Origin of the sequence: Caballeronia temeraria (assembly GCF_001544795.2) — a bacterium.
Taxonomy (GTDB): Bacteria; Pseudomonadota; Gammaproteobacteria; order Burkholderiales; family Burkholderiaceae; genus Caballeronia; species Caballeronia temeraria.
Genome location: NZ_FCOI02000025.1, coordinates 22,032 through 41,755, shown reverse-complemented (window position 1 = coordinate 41,755; position 19,724 = coordinate 22,032). Strand labels below are relative to the sequence as shown.

Annotated in this window: 23 protein-coding genes; 14 read left to right on the top strand and 9 right to left on the bottom strand. The window is 61.9% G+C overall.

Going from position 1 to position 19,724, the window contains the following annotated elements:
• Nucleotides 1-12: 12 nt before the first annotated feature.
• A complete protein-coding gene (locus AWB76_RS28040; RefSeq protein WP_061163393.1) occupies nt 13-1,038 on the top strand; it encodes a porin in 1,026 nt (341 codons plus the stop codon).
• A gap of 30 nt (nt 1,039-1,068) precedes the next feature.
• Here AWB76_RS28040 and AWB76_RS28035 read toward each other — a convergent pair whose 3' ends face one another.
• Nucleotides 1,069-1,425 carry a hypothetical protein gene (locus tag AWB76_RS28035; protein WP_061163392.1) on the bottom strand — a complete coding sequence of 119 codons (357 nt, stop codon included), beginning with the start codon at nt 1,423-1,425 and terminating at the stop codon, nt 1,069-1,071.
• A gap of 173 nt (nt 1,426-1,598) precedes the next feature.
• Here AWB76_RS28035 and AWB76_RS28030 point away from each other — a divergent pair, with 173 nt between their 5' ends.
• The 6 genes from AWB76_RS28030 to AWB76_RS28005 all read left to right on the top strand — a co-directional run bounded on the left by AWB76_RS28030 (nt 1,599) and on the right by AWB76_RS28005 (nt 5,275).
• On the top strand, nt 1,599-1,892 hold the full coding sequence (locus tag AWB76_RS28030; RefSeq protein ID WP_061163391.1) for a hypothetical protein: 294 nt from the start codon (nt 1,599-1,601) through the stop codon (nt 1,890-1,892).
• Nucleotides 1,893-1,954: 62 nt separating this feature from the next.
• Nucleotides 1,955-2,518 (top strand): hypothetical protein, encoded by a 564-nt coding sequence (locus tag AWB76_RS28025; RefSeq protein WP_061163390.1) that lies wholly within the window; start codon nt 1,955-1,957, stop codon nt 2,516-2,518.
• 82 nt (nt 2,519-2,600) lie between these two features.
• Entirely contained in the window at nt 2,601-3,767 is a 1,167-nt protein-coding gene (locus AWB76_RS28020; protein ID WP_061163389.1) for a phytanoyl-CoA dioxygenase family protein, read from the top strand.
• A 165-nt stretch (nt 3,768-3,932) separates the two neighbouring features.
• A complete protein-coding gene (locus AWB76_RS28015) occupies nt 3,933-4,409 on the top strand; it encodes an Hcp family type VI secretion system effector (RefSeq protein ID WP_061163388.1) in 477 nt (158 codons plus the stop codon).
• A gap of 13 nt (nt 4,410-4,422) precedes the next feature.
• Nucleotides 4,423-4,920 carry an STM2901 family protein gene (locus tag AWB76_RS28010; protein ID WP_061163387.1) on the top strand — a complete coding sequence of 166 codons (498 nt, stop codon included), beginning with the start codon at nt 4,423-4,425 and terminating at the stop codon, nt 4,918-4,920.
• Complete coding sequence (locus AWB76_RS28005) at nt 4,892-5,275, top strand: DUF1493 family protein (RefSeq protein ID WP_061163386.1); 384 nt, start codon at nt 4,892-4,894, stop codon at nt 5,273-5,275. Before AWB76_RS28010 ends, AWB76_RS28005 begins: the two co-directional genes overlap by 29 nt.
• Before the next feature lie 4 nt (nt 5,276-5,279).
• On the opposite strand, the gene AWB76_RS28000 is transcribed toward AWB76_RS28005, so the two are convergent.
• From AWB76_RS28000 to AWB76_RS27980, 5 genes are read right to left on the bottom strand one after another with little or no spacing between them, the layout of a single operon-like run.
• Nucleotides 5,280-6,002: a FadR/GntR family transcriptional regulator gene (locus AWB76_RS28000; RefSeq protein ID WP_061163385.1), complete on the bottom strand. Its 723-nt coding sequence runs from the start codon at nt 6,000-6,002 to the stop codon at nt 5,280-5,282.
• A 7-nt stretch (nt 6,003-6,009) separates the two neighbouring features.
• A complete protein-coding gene (yjfF, locus tag AWB76_RS27995) occupies nt 6,010-7,047 on the bottom strand; it encodes a galactofuranose ABC transporter, permease protein YjfF (RefSeq protein WP_096031359.1) in 1,038 nt (345 codons plus the stop codon).
• Nucleotides 7,044-8,102, bottom strand: a complete 1,059-nt coding sequence (locus tag AWB76_RS27990) for an ABC transporter permease (RefSeq protein WP_061163384.1) — start codon at nt 8,100-8,102, stop codon at nt 7,044-7,046. The genes yjfF and AWB76_RS27990 overlap by 4 nt, the downstream gene beginning before the upstream one ends.
• Entirely contained in the window at nt 8,095-9,615 is a 1,521-nt protein-coding gene (locus tag AWB76_RS27985; protein WP_061163383.1) for a sugar ABC transporter ATP-binding protein, read from the bottom strand. The genes AWB76_RS27990 and AWB76_RS27985 overlap by 8 nt, the downstream gene beginning before the upstream one ends.
• A 6-nt stretch (nt 9,616-9,621) precedes the next feature.
• Entirely contained in the window at nt 9,622-10,581 is a 960-nt protein-coding gene (locus AWB76_RS27980; protein WP_061163382.1) for an ABC transporter substrate-binding protein, read from the bottom strand.
• A 405-nt stretch (nt 10,582-10,986) separates the two neighbouring features.
• Here AWB76_RS27980 and AWB76_RS41185 point away from each other — a divergent pair, with 405 nt between their 5' ends.
• From AWB76_RS41185 to AWB76_RS27965, 4 genes are read left to right on the top strand one after another with little or no spacing between them, the layout of a single operon-like run.
• A complete protein-coding gene (locus AWB76_RS41185) occupies nt 10,987-11,154 on the top strand; it encodes a hypothetical protein (protein WP_157696233.1) in 168 nt (55 codons plus the stop codon).
• 3 nt (nt 11,155-11,157) lie between these two features.
• Nucleotides 11,158-11,340: a DUF6726 family protein gene (locus AWB76_RS27975; protein WP_061163381.1), complete on the top strand. Its 183-nt coding sequence runs from the start codon at nt 11,158-11,160 to the stop codon at nt 11,338-11,340.
• A gap of 1 nt (nt 11,341) precedes the next feature.
• A complete protein-coding gene (locus AWB76_RS27970; RefSeq protein WP_061163380.1) occupies nt 11,342-11,962 on the top strand; it encodes a hypothetical protein in 621 nt (206 codons plus the stop codon).
• Between the two features lie 20 nt (nt 11,963-11,982).
• Nucleotides 11,983-12,651, top strand: coding sequence for a flagellar basal body L-ring protein FlgH (locus AWB76_RS27965; RefSeq protein ID WP_061163379.1), 669 nt, complete (start codon nt 11,983-11,985; stop codon nt 12,649-12,651).
• A gap of 17 nt (nt 12,652-12,668) precedes the next feature.
• On the opposite strand, the gene AWB76_RS27960 is transcribed toward AWB76_RS27965, so the two are convergent.
• Complete coding sequence (locus tag AWB76_RS27960) at nt 12,669-13,418, bottom strand: response regulator (protein WP_061163378.1); 750 nt, start codon at nt 13,416-13,418, stop codon at nt 12,669-12,671.
• Nucleotides 13,419-13,662: 244 nt separating this feature from the next.
• Between AWB76_RS27960 and AWB76_RS27955 the strand changes: the two genes are divergently transcribed.
• From AWB76_RS27955 to AWB76_RS27945, 3 genes are read left to right on the top strand one after another with little or no spacing between them, the layout of a single operon-like run.
• Nucleotides 13,663-14,391 (top strand): response regulator, encoded by a 729-nt coding sequence (locus tag AWB76_RS27955; RefSeq protein ID WP_061163377.1) that lies wholly within the window; start codon nt 13,663-13,665, stop codon nt 14,389-14,391.
• 38 nt (nt 14,392-14,429) lie between these two features.
• The gene (locus AWB76_RS27950) at nt 14,430-15,704 is read left to right on the top strand and encodes an ATP-binding protein (protein ID WP_061163447.1); all 1,275 of its coding nucleotides are present in this window, start codon (nt 14,430-14,432) and stop codon (nt 15,702-15,704) included.
• Nucleotides 15,701-16,594: a tyrosine-protein phosphatase gene (locus tag AWB76_RS27945; protein ID WP_061163376.1), complete on the top strand. Its 894-nt coding sequence runs from the start codon at nt 15,701-15,703 to the stop codon at nt 16,592-16,594. The genes AWB76_RS27950 and AWB76_RS27945 overlap by 4 nt, the downstream gene beginning before the upstream one ends.
• Nucleotides 16,595-16,599: 5 nt before the next feature.
• Here AWB76_RS27945 and dld read toward each other — a convergent pair whose 3' ends face one another.
• The gene (dld, locus tag AWB76_RS27940) at nt 16,600-18,324 is read right to left on the bottom strand and encodes a D-lactate dehydrogenase (protein WP_061163375.1); all 1,725 of its coding nucleotides are present in this window, start codon (nt 18,322-18,324) and stop codon (nt 16,600-16,602) included.
• Nucleotides 18,325-18,331: 7 nt separating this feature from the next.
• Complete coding sequence (locus AWB76_RS27935; protein WP_061163374.1) at nt 18,332-19,660, bottom strand: MFS transporter; 1,329 nt, start codon at nt 19,658-19,660, stop codon at nt 18,332-18,334.
• Nucleotides 19,661-19,724: the final 64 nt, after the last annotated feature.

The following is a 19,724-nucleotide window of genomic DNA, read 5'->3' as shown; positions in this document are numbered from 1 at the left end:
ACCGAACATTTCATGCGTCTGACAAAGACTTTCACCCGCTTGCTGGCCGTGTCGACGATATGCGTCATCGGCGCATCGATGGCACATGCGCAGAGTGCCGTGACGTTGTATGGAACCATCGATACCAGCATCGAAGTGACGAATCCCGGCTCGTCGTGGACGCCGCGCATGGATTCGGGCGCATATCGCGGTTCGCGCTTCGGGCTGCGCGGATACGAGCAATTGAGCGCGGACACGCGGCTGCTCTTCGATCTCGAAAGCGGCTTCAGTTCCGCCGATGGCACGTTCGCCACTGCGAATACGATCTTCAATCGACAGGCGTGGATCGGCCTCGGCATGCCGTGGGGCGAATGGCGCCTGGGCCGTCAGTACTCGCCGATCTACATCCCGTTCAAAGGCGGTCTCGATGCTTTCGGCGCGGGCACGATTGCGTCAGGGCTGAATAATCTGTCGAAGATCACGCCTTATACGAACAACGCCATCACGTATCTTTCGCCCGATTTTCACGGCTTCACGACGACGCTCATGGTCGCGTTGCGCGATCCCGGCGACGGCAACGGGCTATCGGGAAACTACGAGACGTTCGCGTATCACAACGGGCCGTTTCGCATTTCATACGCGCATCAGCAGACGCAAGGCGATGCCGGCTTGCGCGCGAATCTCGGCGGCGTGTCGTATCGCATCGGCAAGACGACGGCTTTCGTGTCCTACTTCAATGACGATGGTGGAACGCCGCGCTATCACGACGACGGTCTCTCGGTATCGATGCGCTATGCAGTGACGCCGCGTTTGCGCGCATCGCTCGGCTATGCGTATGCGCGCGATCGCTCGGGCGGCGACAACGACGCGGACCAGTTCAGCGTCGCATGCGAGTACGACCTTTCACCGAAAGTGCTGCTCTACGCGAGCGGAGCCATGTTGCGCAATCATGGTGACGCGACCTTTACGCTGCGTGGGGTGAACGTCGTGGGGATTCCGGCGGCTTATCCTGGCGCGCCCGTGCGCGGCGTGCAGGTCGGCATGATCGACCGATTTTGAGCGCGGGCGATCGTCACCGGCTGGCGCTGTTCAGCGCTTCTTCTTTGCGTCGTCGAGACACGCCGCAAGCTTTTCGAAATAGTCCAGCGCCTTGCGAGTAGGCACGACCGTTTTGACACGCAGATCGTCGCTGCTTTCATCGACGGATACGAGTCCTTGTTTCCTGAGACTCGTCAACTTTCTATGCACGGTGGCAGGCGCCCCCGCGACCGATAACGCCATGGTCTCCGTCACGGTCAGCGTATGGCCCGCATGCCAGGACGCCGTGAGTGCTTCGAGCAAGCGTTCCTCCGCGGCGTCGAGCTTCGGCACCGAGGGCAATGCCTGCACCGCCTGAGCGAGATTCAGGAAGCGAAAATAGGCATCGAAAACGCTTTTTTTTGCCATGAATAGTTGGTTCGATAGACACCAACAAATCATAGCACTTGCTCATGAACGAACTATGAGGAGCATCTATGTCTTTATCATCGTGATAAGTAAGTGCTAAGATAACGCTTCAACGAGGGCGCAATCAGGAGCGAATGGGCTCTCGCCCGAGAGACTTTCCGGGGACAGTAAGCGTGGTTCAGGATCGCGACTTCAATTACATCACCGCGCAATTCATCGAGCACGAGATCGATCATCTCGCGAGGATGATTCGCTCGCGGCACTGGCATCGCAGCGCGGCGTGGCCGGTGTCGTACTGGCGCGAGCGCATCGAGGAATTGCAGCATGCGCCCGCCATTGCATCGGTTCAGCGCGCCCGACTTGAATCGCTTCTGAATGAACTCGAACGCATTGCGGCAGACCTGGAATCTTTGCCGAATTGCGGCGATGCCGCACGTAGCGAATGGCGGACAAGGCGCGAGGCCTGATCGCTGCGCGGTGCTGAGTTAAGATGGGGCATCTCTCCCGCCGCGCAACTGGCTCGCCGCCAATGTCTTCGTTTCAGCTCCGCTTATGCTCCGTCCTCGGAACGGCGCTTTTCTTTATCGCTTCGCTCTGGGTCAATCAAGAAATTTTTACTGATTCAGAGTTCGTGCGCGGCGTAAACTGGATATATCTTCCCGCAGGCATACGCCTGCTCAGTACGTTGCTGCTCGGCATGGACGGTGCGCTCGGCCTGCTGTTCGCGAGCTGGCTCGTCGATTTCTTCTATTTTTTTCCCAACGATCCGGTGAGATCGTTCGTCGGCGGCCTTATAGCGACTGTCGCGCCGTATGCCGTGTATCGGCTTGCGCGTGAGTTGTATGGACTCAACGCTTCATTATCGAATCTGACGGCGGGAAGGCTGATGATCCTCTCGGTCGCTTATGCGATCGCCGGCTCGCTGCTTCATAACATATGGTTCTTCCTGCAAGGCGACACGCAGAATATCGGACCGCGCTTTTTCGCGATGTTTGTCGGCGATCTTGCCGGGACCGTGATCGTCATCTATACGCTCAAAGCCTTGCTACATTTTCTGCCGATGCCGCGCGCTCGCACTGGCGATACTCGCTGAAGAACTGGGCCGCGACGGTATCGTCAACTTCCCAATACATGTCCGCTCACAGCCGTTATGCTTGGGGAAAACGGAGCGAGACATGAACGAGACGAACTGGTACACGGAAAGCGATTGCTCGCTCGATGAATTCGCGAGCCTGCTGAAACGCGACACGGAACGAGAGCTGCCATTCGCGTCTGACATTCAGCGTGGCATTCCGCTATACGACTGCGGCGCGCTTGCTGGCGCGTTAGACGACCCATCTCGGCGCATGGCGTTGCAAACCGAATGGGCGATGGTGCTGCGCGACGGCGCGGGCGTGTTCGTGCTCAAGCATGCGTATGCGAATCTCGATTCGATCGATGAAGCCACCGCGATCTTCGAATCGATCATCCGGCTAGAGCGCGAACGCGGCGCGAGCGCTGCCGATCACTTCGCGAAGGCGGGCGCGAACGATCGCATCTGGAATGCTCAGGAAAAGCTGTGTCTGCAAGCGCCTCGCGTGTTCGCGCGCTACTTCGCGAATCCGTTCATCGAATGCGCTGCGCAAGCATGGCTCGGCCCGGGCTTTCAGATGACATCGCAAGTCAATGTCGTGCGTCCGGGCGGGGACGCGCAACAGGCGCATCGCGACTATCACCTCGGTTTCCAGACCGCCGATGAAGTGCGTCGTTATCCGGCGCATGTCCATGCGATGTCGCCTTTCCTCACTTTGCAAGGTGCGGTCGCGCATAGCGACATGCCCGTCGAAAGCGGCCCGACGAAATTGCTGCCGTTTTCGCAACGTTATGCGCAAGGTTATCTTGCGTGGCGGCGCGCCGACTTCCGTGAATACTTCGAAGCGCATCAGGTTCAATTGCCGCTCGATAAAGGCGATGCGCTCTTCTTCAGCCCCGCGCTATTTCATGCGGCGGGCGCGAACCGCACGCGCGATGTGCAGCGCATGGCCAATCTATTGCAGGTTTCATCGGCGTATGGACGCGCGATGGAAACACTCGATCGCGCGCGCATGTGCGAAGCCGTTTATCCGGTGCTGCTCGATTCCAAGTCGACGCAAAGAATGAATGATGCGCAGATCGATGCGGTCATCGCGTCGTGCGCGGAAGGCTATGCGTTCCCGACGAATCTCGATCGCGATCCGCCCATCGGCGGTCTTGCGCCGAGGAGCCAGCAGGCGATATTGCGTCAGGCCGTCGACGAAGCATGGTCTGTGGATGCGTTGAGAGACGCGCTGAAGGACAACGCGTGGCGGCGAAGCAGCGTATGAGGCCTGCTTGGCAGCAGCGGATCATCCGTCACGATTCGGACAAAGCCGCTTACATCTCGTCTACCGGGAGCGATAGTCTGGAGCCCGTCGACTCGGCTTCGTCACGGCGAGATCGCGTGAGAGCCGTTCGTTGACGGGTGACGAATCGAAGGGCGATATCAAGGCATGGCAAACGACATATTCATTCAAATCAGCGGTATTCAGGGCGAGTCGAAAGACGCAATGTATCCCGGAGCGATCGAAGTCCTCTCCTGGAACTGGCGTGTTCATCAAGACGCTCGATATCTTTCGGGATCGGGCGCACGAGCAAGTAAAGCAAGCGTTAGCGACCTTTCATTCATTCACCATATCGACCGATCCAGCCCGAATCTCTCCACATTTTGCTTTCACGGCAAACATATCGATGAGGTTAGTCTCATCATGCGAAAGGCCGGTGGGTTGCCTTTCGAATATCTCAGGCTCACCTTGAATGACGTGGTCATAACCGATGTCAGCCCTGCAGGTGGAGAAAGTATGGCTATCGAAACCGTTAGCCTCTCCTTCACGAAGATGCGACAACAGTATTTCCCACAGAGCAGTACCGGCGCAGGTATGGGCGCGGTGACGGGGGTTATCGATCTCAGGCAGTTTGTCGATCGTTGAAGCAAGATCAGCCATGAGTTATGAGGATGTTATCCACGACGGCCAGTCGCAACAAGTTGTCAGTCGATACAGCTACGGAGAGCTGCGCGATTTGACCAAAGAAGAACTGTTTGCCTGCATTTTCGCGGAAGTGGTGTGTGAGCAAACCGGAATCGAGGATGTAGCGGGGGTGCTTGCCATCATGAACGGTCAACCGAAGCTCAGCACGCGTGGAAAGTTCAGCGGAGCGACGCCGGGCACGTCCCGTATTTCACGGGTAGCGCGTGCATTCTTGAACTACAAGATCAAAGGTATTCGATTGCCGATGTTAACCGGAAGGAATATCTTCGAGCTAAGGCTTTCGTGGACTTCGCATCTCGGTGCATTCGTTGGGCGAGCAGCACCTATCGCAGGATGGGCCATTACGACGTATGACCTTGTGATGATCGGGGCAAAGTCGATTATGCGATATAACCGCCACGTCAAATCAGAGGATCAGGTTAATGACGCGACCCTTGGCACTTTCGGCTGAACTGGAAGCATTCTTACGCGCGGAAATCGCTTATGCAAAACGGCGCGTGCTCGTTTTGACCGACCGTATCGAGGAAGACTTGAAATACACAGGAGACGATGCGTACGAACTCATGCAATTGTTCTTCCAGAAGTTCTCCGTCGATGCGGGCGACTACGAGTTCAATCGGCACTTCGAGTTTTATTGTTTTCCCACTCTATTCGGGGGTTTCGTTCGACGGCGGCTCGAAAAGCGAGGCGTAAAGCTTTACGCGCCTGAGGACAGGATTCCTGTCACTGTCGGCATGCTGCAACTTGCAATCGAGTTAGGCCGGTGGGATACGGAGCAGCTACGAATGAGTGTGATCGAACGTTAAGCGCCTACTCCTGATAAACCGCCGACAACACACTCTGCGCATCCGCAAGCGCATTATCGAGCTGCACGAGACTCGCATGACGCGCCCCGAGGGGATCGCGATTCGCAATTGCGGTGAGTATCGCCTTGTGCCGCGGCAGGGACAGCGCGTGCGTATCCGGATGCCGGCTCGTCAGCTTGATCGACTCGGACAGCGCGAGCGACAGCATGTGACCGATATACATGAGCATGTCGTTATGCGTCGCCGTCATGATCGCGCGATGAAACTCGAGATCGGGCGCGAGCAATGCATCAGGCGTCGCCGCATGCGACATGCGCTCGTAGGCGTCGCGAATGAGCAAGACATCTTCCTCTGTCGCATTCGATGCCGCGAGCGCCGCGGCCGCCGGTTCGACGATCCTGCGCACCACGAGCAGCGACTGAAAGAACTCGCCTTCGTGCACGCTGTTGATGGTCCAGAAGAGCACATCGGGATCGAGCGTGTGCCATTCGTCGCGCGGACGCACGACGCTCCCAAGACGCGGCTTCGACAGCACCAATCCTTTCGCGACCAGCACGCGCGTCGCCTCGCGCAACACGGGACGGCTCACGCCATACGCTTCGCATAGCTTCGCCTCGGCAGGCAGACGATCACCGGGCTTGAGCTTGCCGCTCACGATATCGACGCCAAGCTCCTGCACGATGCGCGCGTGCATGCTCTTGCGGGGCTGTGGATGGCGATAGTCCATAGCTTCGTCAGCGCTTTGCCGCCGAGCGATCGCCGAATGCGCGCTGCGACAGACAGAACACGAGCAGCAGCGCGCCAACCGCGATCTTCGTCCACCACGAACTGAGCGAGCCATCGAACGAAATCAGCGTCTGGATGATGCCGAGCAACAGCACACCGAAGAGCGTGCCGATCACATAACCCACGCCGCCCGTGAGCAACGTCCCGCCGATGACGACGGACGCGATCGCATCGAGTTCGAGGCCCATCGCGTGCAGGCCGTAGCCCGAGAGCATGTAGAACGTGAAGAGCACGCCGCCGAGCGCGGAGCAGAATCCCGACAACGCATACGCGCCGATGGTCGCCGCATTCACGGGCAGGCCCATCAACAGCGCGGAATGCGGATTGCCGCCGACCGCATAAATGGTGCGGCCGAACGGCGTGTAATGTGCGACGAACACCGCGCCTGCGAGCACGACGAGCGCAATCACCGCGCCGAGCGACAGCGACGCGCCGCTCGTCACCGGAATGCGAATCTGCGATACGGCTGCGTACCAGGGATCGGTGATGCTGATTGAATCGATGCTGATGAGATAGCACAGCCCGCGCGCGAGAAACATGCCCGCGAGCGTGACGATGAACGGCTGAAGGCGAAAGCGCGCGATCAGCCAGCCCATGAGCGTGCCGAACGCGGTGCCCATCGCGAGGACGAGCGGGATCACGATCAGCGGATGCCAGCCCGCTTTCTCGACGAGCGCGGCGGAGACCATCGTCGTGAGCGCGATGACCGATCCCACCGAAAGATCGATGCCGCCCGACAGAATCACGAAGGTCTCGCCCACTGCGACGACGATCAGGAACGCGTTGTCGATCAGCAGATTGAGAAAGACCTGCAACGAGAAGAAGCCGGTGTACATCACCGAACCGAGCACGGATATCGCGATGAATAGCGTGACCGTCGCGGCGAGCGGCAGATAGCGGCTCGTCGATACTTTGCGTATGGGTGCGCCAGCATCGCGACGATGCGCGATGGTGACGCTTGGCGGCTTGGGAATGCCCGAGCTCATCGGCGCACCTCGCGATCCGAAAGAGCAGGGCGGCGCGCGAATTTCACGACTGTCGCGCGGAATTCGCCCGATTGCAGCATCATCACCGCGAACACGACGATCGCTTTCACCACGAGATTCACCTCCGGCGGCACGCCGAGCGAATAGATCAGATACGTGAGCGTCTGGATGATGAGCGCGCCGATCACGCTGCCCGCGAGCGTGAAGCGCCCGCCGGTGAGTGCGGTGCCGCCTAGCGTGACGGCGAGGATCGCATCGAGTTCGAGCAGCAGACCCGCGTTGTTGCCATCGGCGCTTTTCACATTCGAGCTGATGAGAATGCCCGCGACGCCCGCGCACAAACCGCTGAACGCATACGCGCCGAGCGTGAGCCGCCTCGCCTGCACGCCCGCGACACGTGCGGCGGTCGGATTGATGCCGATCGCCTGCAGAAACAGACCGAGCGCCGTGCGCGTGATTGCGAGATACAGCAGCACGAACACGAGCGCGACGATCCATATCGACGTGGGCAATCCGAGCAGGTAGCCGCCGCCGAAGAAGAAGTAGGGCGTGTAGTAGATCGTGATGATCTGACCGTTCGTGATGAGTTGTGCGATGCCGCGCCCCGCGACCATCAGAATGAGCGTCGCGATGATCGGCTGCATGCCCGCGCGCGCGACGAGCAGACCGTTCCACAAGCCGCACAGCAACGCGACGCCAAGCGCGGCCACGATCACGACCGGCAACGCGAAGCGCGTGACGTTGCCCGCGACCGATCCGCCGATCGCCCATGCAGCGACCGCGCCCGCGATGGCGACGACAGCGCCCACGGAGATATCGATGCCGCGCGTCGCGATCACGATGGTCATGCCGAGCGCGACAACAGCGAGCGGCGCGGCGCGATTGAGGATATCGACGAGACTGCCGTACACATGGCCACTGCGCCATTCGACGTGCAGAAAGCCGGGGTTGAACGCCGCGTTCAACGCGAGCAGCAGCGCGAGCGTGACGATCGGCCAGAGCAGCCGATGCTCCATCATCGAACGAAGCGACAGGCGGCGCGCGGTGTCATCCATGTTCGGCTCCGATCATTTCGCACACCGTATCTTCGCTCGTTCCGGCGGGCAGCTCGCCGACCTTGCGCCGATCACGCAATACGACGATGCGATTCGCGATGCGCACGATCTCCGATATCTCCGACGAGATGAACAGCACCGCCATGCCCGTCGATGCGAGCCTGAGTATCTCGTCCATGATCTCTTGTTTCGCCGCGACGTCGATGCCGCGTGTCGGTTCGTCGAGAATCAGGAGGCGCGGCTCTGTCGCGAGCCATCGCGCGATGAGCGCTTTCTGCTGATTGCCGCCGGACAGCAGGCCGATGGGCATGTCGAGCGTTGCGGCCTTGATGCCGAGCGCGCGCACGAAGCGTTCGGCGAGCGCGTTCTGTTCTGCACGCGTGAGGCAGCGCCGCGCGCCCATGCGTGCCTGCAACGCGAGCGCGATGTTCTCGCGCAGCGACAGCTCCGCGACGATGCCGTCCGCCTTGCGCTCTTCAGGACAGAACGCGATACCGTGACGGATCGCCTGCGCGGGCGTCGTGAACGAAACCGGCATGCCGTCGATGCGCAGCTCGCCTTCATCGGGCTTTTCGAGTCCGAAGAGCAGCTTCGCGAGTTCGGTGCGTCCCGACCCGAGCAGACCCGCGACGCCCACGACTTCGCCCGCGCGCACGCGCAGGTCTATCGGCTGAAGCTGACCTTTCTGGCCGAGCCGCGTGGCATCGATGAGCGCCGCTTCGCGCGTGTCCGCGTCCAGTTCGTCCGGCGGCGCCTGACGCGCTTGCGCAGCGGCGAGTTCGCGGCCGAGCATCGCCGCGATGAGCGCCTGCGTGCCCAGTTCGCTCGTCGGCCATTCGCCCACGCGGCGGCTGTTGCGCAAGACCGTGATGCGGTCCGAGATCGCGTAGACCTGATTGAGAAAGTGCGTGACGAAGAGAATCGCGAGCCCTTGTTCGCGCAAACGGCGCAAAAGGTCGAAGAGACGGCGCACTTCGTCGTCGTCGAGGCTGGAAGTCGGCTCGTCGAGAATCAGCACTTTCGACGACAACTTCAGCGCGCGCGCAATCGCGACCATCTGCTGCACGGCGACCGGATAGCTCGTCAATACGCGCGTGACGTCGATATCGAGGCCGATGCGCGCAAGCAGTTCGCGCGCTTGCCGGTTTGTCGAATCCCAGTCGATGCGATAGCCCGTGAGCGCGCCGCGCCGCGGAAAATAGCCGGCGAAAATGTTCTCTGCCACGGAGAGATTCGGGCAGAGATTTACTTCCTGATAGACCGTGCTGATGCCGAGCTTCTGCGCGTCGAGCGGCGAATCGGGGCGGATCGCACGGCCTTCGAGCAGGATCTCGCCGGCGTCGAGACTCACGACGCCGGTCAGCACCTTGATGAGCGTCGACTTGCCCGCGCCGTTCTGGCCCATGAGCGCGTGAACCTCACCCGCATGAAGCGTGAGGTTCACGTCCTGCAGCGCATGGACGCCGGCGAAGCGCTTGTCGATGCCGCGCAACTCCAGTACTGGCGATGTCATCGGCGGTCAGTATTTGCGGTTCGGGAATTCCTTCGCCGCGACCTCCATCGGGAAGATGCTTTCCTGCGTAACGATGCGCTTGGGCACGGACTTGCCCGCCTTGATGTCCTTCACCACCGACATCAATTGCGGCCCGAGCAGCGGACTGCATTCCACCGATACATTGAGCTTGCCCGCCATCATCGCTTCGAATGCGCCCTTCACGCCATCGACGGAAATGATGATGATGTCCTTGCCCGGCTTCATGCCCGCTTCCTCGATCGCCTGGATCGCGCCGATGGCCATGTCGTCGTTATGCGCGTAGAGCACGTTGATCTTCTTGCCTTCGGCCTTGAGGAACGCCTCCATCACTTCCTTGCCTTTCGCGCGCGTGAAGTCGCCGGTCTGCGAGCGGATGATCTTGAACTTCGGATCGGACTTGATGATTTCCTCGAAGCCCTTCTTGCGATCGATCGCGGGCGCCGAGCCGACCGTGCCCTGCAATTCGACGATATTCACCGGCCCCGGATTGCCTTTCTCCTTCTCCACGAGCCAGCGGCCCGCCTTGCGGCCTTCCTCGGTGAAGTCCGAGCCGATGAACGTGACATAGAGCGTGTCGTCCTTGCTGCTGATCGCGCGATCCGTCAGCACGACGGGAATCTTCGCGTTCTTCGCTTCAACGAGCACGGTATCCCAGCCTGTCTCCACAACGGGCGAGAAGGCGATCACATCGACCTTTTGCGCGATATACGAGCGGATCGCCTTGATCTGGTTCTCCTGCTTCTGCTGCGCGTCGGAGAACTTAAGGTCGATGCCGGCATCCTTCGCGCTCGATTTGATCGATTCGGTATTGGCGGTGCGCCATTCGCTTTCGGCGCCCACCTGCGCGAATCCGAGCACGATGGGTTTCTGCGCGAAAGCGGGAAGCGGCAGCATGGCGCTCAAGGGCGCGGCGGCCATCGCGACTAACACGGTGCGGCGTTTCATGTCAGTGGTTCCTCCATTCGTTGGCTATTTATCGGACTTTGTTCGAATGATTATCGAATAACCTGTTAATTCGTTGTTCTATTGATCCCGTCGCCCGTTCCGGTATTTGGGTTTTCTCCTTCAGATTCAATGGCGCCGAGATAGATTGACTATATGAAGCTATTCGGCCACTTTTTATTCACGTTAACCCGCTTTTACGGTCGAAACAGTCATACCATCTCGCGCCGCGCGCTGCATTGCAGCATCCGGATTACGTGCGCGGAAAGAACTGGTAATCGCGCGGTAACCGCCCGTAAGCACTCGGGAAAAGGACGTTTTGCTTGCCTGATCGTGGTCTCGCACGCTCAAGGAAGATTGCTCCCGTTGCAATCAGCAACGTTCTCTTATCCTGAAGGAGCGCGCAGCATGAACGTCACCAGCCCGAGCACTCATCACACGACGCAAGCGTCGTCGCACACGCTGCCCATCAAGCGCAGCACCGATACGCCCACGGTCGAATCGGGCACCCCGGCCGCAACGACGCCGCAAAGCAATCCCGCGCATCTCGGCAATCACGTCGATACGACCGCGTAGATCATGCTTGCGTCCTTTCGACTAACGCTCGCGTGCGCGGCGCTCGCGGCGTGCCCGTTCATGCTCGACGGCTGCGCGCTCGCCGCATTGCCGTGCCGCGCGACATCGGCGGTGTTGAAAATCGTGCCGGTCGTCGGTCACGCCGCCTCCACGCCTTTCGACGCTTGTGCCACCGCCATCGACTGACATGAAGCGAACGTTTCTTCGTTGCGCCTTTCTCGTTTGCATGGCGATGCCCGCATTCGCCGCGGCGCAGAAGCCTTTCGACTTTCGCGGTCTGACGCTCGGCATCCCGCTCGACGAATTCCGCCGCGACGAACCCGCGCGCGCGACGCCGCCCGGCAGCGTCGCCGTCTGCGACACGGACATCGAAGCGGCATCGCTCGGCATGGTGCTGCGCGATGCGCACAGCCTGTCGATCGCGTGCAAGTGGGCGCATCGCACGCAGAACGGCTGGAGCGAATCGCGGGCCGTCGTCGATGGCACGCCCGCGCGCGATCACGTGCTGCGTTTCATGGCGATGCCGGGCGATCCGTCGCCGCGGCTCTATCGCATGTCGTTCGTGATCGATGCGCGCGTGGCCGACGACTTTGCCGATGGCCTGTCGTCGAAATTCGGCCGAAGCCGCATCGAACGCGCGAACGGTTACCAGACGCGCACGTGGGAGAACGCGACGAGCTCGATCACGCTGGAAGCGAATGGCGCGGCGACGTCGGCGCGCGTGATCTATCGCCTGAAAGCCTACGAAGCATGGCTGCGCGACACGACCGACCGATGGCGTCTTGCCGACGCGCACGACACGCCCTGAATCAAAGGAGAGGATTGTTCATGAAACTGACGTCATTGCCATGCGCGGCGTTCGCGCTTGCCCTCGCGGCGTGCGCGTCGCCGGGGTCGCGCTCGATCGTCGAGATGCCAACTTATGCGCCGGCCGTCGCTCAACCGGTCAACGTCAACACGCTGGGCGCGATCTATCAGTCGGGTTCATCGGTTTCGCTCTACGAGACTTCGCGCGCGCAAAGGGTGGGCGACGTCCTGACGATCCGTCTCGCGGAGTCGTATCAAGGCAGCAATTCCGCCGATGCCAGCGCGAGCCGCGCGAGCAGCATCAGCGCCGAAGCCGCCGACAAGTCGAGCAGCGCGGCGGCGCGGCTTGCGCGTCTTTTCAATGTCGGCTCGGCGGATACGTCGTTCAAGGGCAACGGCAGCACGAGCAATCTTTCAGCGATGAGCGGCACGCTCGCGGTATCGGTCATCGGCACGTTGCCGGGCGGCAATCTCGTGGTCGCGGGCGACAAGATCATCGCGATGAGCGGCAATCAGGACCGGCTGCGTTTCTCGGGCATCGTCAATCCGAAGGATATCGAGGCGGGCAACTATGTCGCGTCGAACAAGGTGGCGAACGCGCGCATCGAACAGGCGGGCGTGGGCATGCTCGCCGATTCCACCACGATGGGCTGGCTGCAACGCCTCTTCATGAGCGTGCTGACCTTCTGACGATGATGGCGCGTGCGTTACATCCCCACGCGCGCCGCGATGCGCCCGGCCGCGGTCGGATCGCCGTGCGGCACGAAGATGTAGCCCTGGCCCCATACCGTCTGCACATAACGCGGTTCGGACGGATCGATCTCGAGCAGACGGCGCAGACGCCAGATCGCGACATCGAGACTGCGGTCGCGATGCGCGCCGTTGCCGCGCATCTTTTCGTTGAGCTGCGCGCGCGTGAGCACGATCATCGCGTTTTTCACGAGCGTCTTGAGCAGCGCGAATTCGCCCGAGCGCAGCGCGATGCGTTCGCCGTCGCGACGCAGCTCGCGTGCGCCGAAGTCCATCTCGAACGGGCCGAAGTGATACGACGGACGAATCTCGGGCGCGCTCGCCGTGAGCGGCGATGCGTGCTCGCGGCGTCGCAGGATCGAGCGGATGCGCGCAAGCAGCTCGCGGGGATCGAAGGGCTTGCCGAGGTAATCGTCCGCGCCGAGTTCCAGCCCGATCACGCGGTCGAGCACGTCCGAGCGCGCCGTGAGAAGGATCACGGGAATATCGTCGCGGGCATTGCGCAGTTCGCGCAGCGCGCTGATGCCGTCCTTGCCGGGCATCATCACGTCGAGCACGACCATCGAAGGACGCTCGGCCTGAACGCAACGCTTCAGCTCCGTTCCGTCGCTGAGAACGGAGACGTCAAAGCCGTGTTGCTGCAAATAATCGCGGACGTGATCGCGCACGACGGGGTCGTCGTCGACCATCAGTACATGTGGAGTCATTCGCGGATTCTAAGCGCAAGGCCGATGCCGTCGCGACGGCGGCGAACTTTCCATTTCTTTCCGTTACGGCGTGTTTCAGCGGGCGTTGCGCGGTCGAATTGCGCGTGCGTATGGGCCGTCGCCGGAATAGTACGCGTGTGCTGCGAGGACGCTCCGCATGAAACGGCGCTTTCGTAAAAATCCGTAACGTCGCGCGATGCCGGTAAGGCGCTGTAAGGCAATTGTGTCCGAATAAAATTTCGAAATGTCTACATCGGTTCTCATCGTCGACGACGATCCCGCGGTGCGCGATCTGTTGCGTCGCTTCTTCAACGCGCAAGGCATCGACGTTTCCGTCCTGCACGACGGCGCCGGGCTGCGCCGACGGCTGGAGCTCGAACGTCCGTCGATCGTCGTGCTCGACATCATGATGCCCGACACCGATGGCCTGCGTGCGCTGCGCGATCTGCGCGCGGCGGGCGAGGACATTCCCGTGATCTTCGTGACCGGTTGCGACAGCGTTCCGCAAAAAATCGCGGGCCTGCAATCCGGCGCGGACGACTATCTCGCCAAGCCTTTCGATCCGCATGAACTGCTCGCGCGCATCGAAGCGGTGCTGCGGCGGCGCACGGCCGCGCCGAGCCGCCCGGAGCCCGCGCCGCGCGAACGTTTTGGGCGCTTCGAAGTGGATTTCGTGTCGCGCTCGCTTTTGCGCGGCGACGAACGCATCGCGCTGCGCGACAGCGAGTTCGCGCTGCTGAAGGTGTTCATCAAGAATCCGTACAAGGTGCTGTCGCGCGTGCTGATCCACGATCTCGTGCATCGCGACGACCTGCCTTTCCGCGATCGCGGCCTCGACGTGCCGATCTGGCGTCTGCGCCGTCTGATCGAAGATGATCCGTCGCATCCGCGTCATGTACAGACTGTGCGCGGCCAGGGCTATGTGTTCGTTCCCGACGCGGATGATTCACCGTCCGGCTGGATCGAGGCTTGAGCGCGGTGCGTACGGGTTTCTGGCATTCCGCGCGGACGCTGCGCGGTTTCGTCGATTCGCTGTTCGGACGCATGGCGCTCGTGTCGATCTGCGTGCTGGTGACGCTGCAGGTCGGATGGTTCGCGATTCTTCACGTGCAAGGCCCTCACAAGGAAGCCGACGGCTACGCGCGCGCGTTGCTGATCGTGCTCGAGGCGGCGCATAACGACGTCGCGCTCGGCGGACGGCTCATGCGCGAGACGCGCGTGCATATCGTGCCGGTGTGGAACATGCCCGAGCCGCTGATGCTGCGCGATCCCGCGAAGACGCGTCACGGGCATCTCGCGCGCCAGCTTGCCGATCGCCTGCCGCCGGGAACGCAGATTTCCATCGATATCGATAGTCACAACAAATCGCGGCTCTGGGTGCGCTATCCGTCGAGCAATGTCTGGATCGTCGCGCCTATCGATCTGCCGCCGCCCGCGCCGTTCATGACCGAAGGCGTCGTGCTGCTCGCGGGCGCGCTCGTGCTCTCGCTCATCGCGACATGGCAATTGCAGCGCCCGCTTTCGCGTGTGGCGCAGGCAGCGCGACGCTTTGGCGGCGGCGAGCGGCCCGTGCCTGTCGACGAAAACGGTCCGCGTGAATTGCGCGAACTGATCGGCGCATTCAATCAGATGATGAAAAAAATCACCGACGCCGACGACGACCGCGCCGTGATGCTCGCCGGCATCGCGCACGATCTGAAGGCGCCGCTCACGCGCCTGTCGCTGCGCGCGAGCGTGCTGGCAAAGGATGAACGCGAGCGCGCGAATTTTCTGCGCGACATCGATTCGATGACGCGCATCGTGCAGCAGTTTCTCGAATTCGCGGGCCGCTCGTCCTCGGAAAGCGCGACGACTCGCGTCGATGCGTTCATCGCGGAGCAGTTCGCATCGCCTGAAGATGGCGACGATCCGTTGTTCGCGTTGTCGCTCGAAGCGGGCGATACGTTTTGTTTGCCGCGCACCTTCATCGATCGCCTGATGACCAATCTCGTCGACAACGCGCTCGAACATGGCGAGCCGCCTGTCGAGATTCGCACCGCGCGCCGCGGCGGCGAGTGGCTGATCGAAGTGCGCGACCACGGACCCGGCATTCCCGACGAACGTCTCGACGAAGCGCTGCGTCCCTTCGTGCGGCTCGATCCCGCGCGCAGCGGCAACGGGCATTGCGGGCTCGGGCTCGCCATCGTCGAGCGTCTGGCGCGAGAGCAGCGCGGCCGCTGCGAGATCGCCAATGCCGAAGGCGGCGGGCTGATCGTGCGCATCGTCATCCCCTTTGAAGAAACATGATGCCTGCTTCGTCCCTGTGTCCGGCGCCGTTGTCGCGTCGCGCTTTCATTCGTGGCGGCGCGCGCGTCGCGTTGCTGTCGACCACGTTCGGCGCGAGCGCGCTGCTCTCGGCGTGTGGCGGGGCCGGCGAGGATCAGAGCGTGGCGCAAACGCCGAGGCTGGCTTCGGTCGAGAATTTCCGCGATGTAGCGGGCGTCGGCGAGGGCTATCCGACCGTCGATGGCGGCCGCTTGCGGCGCGGCGTGTTCTATCGTTCCGGCGCGCTCACGCCCGACGATGCGGACGCCGCGATCCTCGGACGCTTATCGCTGCGCGCCGTGCATGATCTGCGTGTCGTGGCCGAGGCTTCGCTCGCGCCGGACCGCGTGCCGTCGGACGCGGTGCGCGAGACGCACGAAATCGCGCCGATCGATGTATCCACCGCGATGCCCGCCGATGCATCGGCCGCGAATGCATGGATGAGCGCACGGCAGCGTCAGCTCGTCACGGATCCGGCCGCGCGTTTGCAGTTCGGCTTGCTGCTCACGCGGCTCGCGCGCGTGCCGGGCGCGCAGGTGATTCACGGCACGGCGGGCAAGGATCGCACGGGCTGGGCGGCGGCGCTGATGCTTTCCATCGCCGATGTGCCGCTCGATGTGATCATTCAGGACTATCTGCTGACGAACACGGCGGCGCAGTCGCAAATCGACGCGCGCATGAAGGCGCATGCGGCGCGGCCCGCGACGAACGAGCAATCGGTCGCGCCGCTTTATCGCGCGCAAAGCGCGACGATCGAAGCGGCGTTCGAGGAGATGCATCGACAGTTCGGGACGTTGAACAACTATCTCGCGCAAGGCTTGTCGATGAGCACCGCGGATGTGGTGATGTTGCGAGCGAAGCTTGTCGCGTAAGTAAACTACTCGCGGTATGCCGCGAATTTCGATGTCTTGCCGATGCCGGGATTGAAGCAGTTGCACGGATCGAGCTGCTTGTAGAAGCCGGCGAGCTGCGGCTTCGCTTCATAGAGATGCCCGACGTTATGCTCGGCGGGATATTCGGCGCCGCGCTCATCGAGCAGTTCGAGCATCTCGTGTTCGAGCGCCATGCAGTCGTTACCCTTGACGACGATGTAGTCCTGATGAAACACGTGACACAGAAAGTGCCCGTAATACAGCTTCAAAATGATCGGGCGCTCGATCTTCTCCGGCAGCCGCTCGAACCAGTCGCGGTCGTTGCGACGTAACGCGATATCGAGCGCGACGATATCCTCGACCTCACGATGATGCACCGCGCGATAGCGCACCGCCGCGCTTGCCGCCGCGAAGCGATGCAGAAAAGCCTTGCGGCCTTCTTCATCGGTGCATTCGAAATACGCGCCGCCGCCATCGGCGAAACGCTTCGCGAGAAACGCGCGCGCTTCGTCGATGCCCGCCGCCGACACCTTCAGCATCAGATGATGCTCGTAGGCTTCGCGATACTTCATGAGCCGCGCGGGTAGATGTTCGGGCAAGCGCTCGCTCAGCCATTGCAGCACGCGATCGCTCATATGCTTCGGCATGAACCCGAGGCGTTCGAACCATGCATCGCAACGCGTCTTCAGACCGAAGAACAGGGGCAATCGATCCGTGCCGAACTTGTCGATGATGACGAACAGGTCCTTGCCGTACTGCTTCGCGACATCGAACGCATCGCGATGCAGATACTCGCCCGCGATGGGCAGATGCGCGAAGTTCGCGAGCGCGTGGCGGCGGATATCGGTCAGCACGCTCGTGTCGTTCGTGCCGATGTAGAACACCTTTGCGCCGCGCTCCGCCGCGAAGGTGTCGAGCCTCACGGCGAACGTCATCACCTTGCCGGCCGATCCGGATGCTTCGAAGAGACGCCGCGTGTCCGCATTGAAGCGCGCGGGCGTGGGTGCGTCGACATCCCGGACATGGGTCGCGTATTCGTGATCGGAGGCAGCCGCGCCTTCGTGCACGTCGGCATCCGTGAACGTGCCGTTCTCGATGCGCGACAGAATCTCGTCGGGCGTGCTGCCGAGATCGATGCCCAGATGATTCACGAGGCGCAGCGTGCCCGATGCATCGACGGCGGCGAACACGGCCATCTCCGTATAGGCCGGTCCGCGATGCACGAGCGAGCCGCCCGAGTTGTTGCTGATGCCGCCCAGCACCGATGCGCCGATGCACGATGAGCCGATCACCGAATGCGGCTCGCGCCCGAGCGGCTTCAGCGCGCGTTCGAGTTGATCGAGCGTCGTGCCGCCGATACACACCACCTGATGCCCGCCCTTGATCAGATGCACTTGCCTGATGCGCGTCGTGCTGACGATGACGATGTCGCGATCGTAGTCATCGCCGTCGGGTGTCGAGCCGCCCGTGAGTCCGGTGTTCGATGCCTGCGTGATGACGATTGCGCGCGCGGCGACGCATGCGGCGAGCACGTGCCATTGCTCGACGAGCGTGCCGGGCCGCACGACCGCCAGCACGCGGCCGCTGCCGAAGCGATAACCGGTGCGATAGCGGCGCGTCTGGTCATCGCGGGTCAGCACATTGCGTACGCCGACGATATCGCCGAGCGATGCAATCAGGTTCGTGCGCGACGTGCCGAGCGCAAGGGCGGAAGGAGCAGTAGCGGACATGATGACCTCACGCGCGGCGCGGTTCCGAAGGCGAAGACTCCGCATGCGTCGTTGCCGCCGCGCGCTGCGTGAGCGTCAGCACCGCGCCGACGACGAGCGCCGCCGCCACGACAACCAGCCCGGCGTTCGTGCTGTGCGTGACGTCCTTCATCCAGCCGATGATCGACGGACTGACGAAGCCCGCGAGATTGCCGATCGAATTGATCATCGCGATACCCGCCGCGGCGGCGGTGCCGGTCAGCACGCTGCTCGGATAGGTCCAGAATACCGGCATCATCGACAACACGCCCGCCGTGCCGACCGAGAGCGTGACCAGTGCGAGCGCGAGATTGCCCGTATGGAGCGTGCTTGCATAGAAGCCTGCCGCGGCGGCGACGGCAGCCAGCGCGAGATGCCAGCGGCGCTCGTTGCGACGGTCGGAGGAACGCGCGACGAGAATCATCGACGCCATCGCGACTGCATAGGGAATCGCGGTGAAGAGGCCGACGTCGAGCGCGTCTTTCACGCCCGCCGTCTTGATGAGCGTCGGCAGATAGAAGCTCACGCCATAGAGGCCCATCATGCAGCAGAAGTAGATTGCGGCGAGACGCCAGACACGGCCGTTCGACACGACGTGCTTCAGCGAATGATCCGCGCCGGCAGGCGCTTCGCGCGCGATGTGCTCTTCGAGAAGCTGCTTTTCCTGCTCGTTCAGCCACGCTGCCGCGCGAATGCCGTTGGGCAGCATGAACAGCGTCATGATGCCGAGCACGAGCGATGGCACCGCTTCTAGCAGAAAGAGCCATTGCCAGTTCGAGAGACCGTGAACGCCGTTGAACGCCTGCATGATCCAGCCCGACAAAGGCCCGCCGACCACACCCGCCACCGGAATGCCGATCATGAAGAGCGCGTTCATGCGGCCGCGCCGCGTGCCCGGGAACCAGTACGTCAGATACAGCACGATGCCCGGGAAAAACCCGGCCTCCGCGACGCCGAGCAGAAAGCGCAACGTGTAGAACATCGCGGGTGTCGTCACGAAGAGCGAAGCGGCCGACACGAGCGCCCACGTCACCATGATGCGGCTGATCCACACGCGCGCGCCCACGCGATGCAGCAAGACATTGCTCGGCACCTCGAAGATGAAATAGCCGATGAAGAAGATCCCCGCGCCGAGCCCATACACCGACTCGCTGAACTTCAGATCGTTGAGCATCTGCAACTTCGCGAAGCCCACGTTCACGCGGTCCAGATAGGCCGCGACATAGCAGATGAATAGAAAGGGCAAGAGGCGCCAGGTTACTTTCGCATAAGTCGCGTTTTCGAACGCGGTGGTTGCGGACGGGCTGTTTGGGTTCATCGTGAGTCTCCTGAATCGTGCGGCTTCATGCCGCTACTGGCTTTGCTGCTGCGCATTGTTCCGT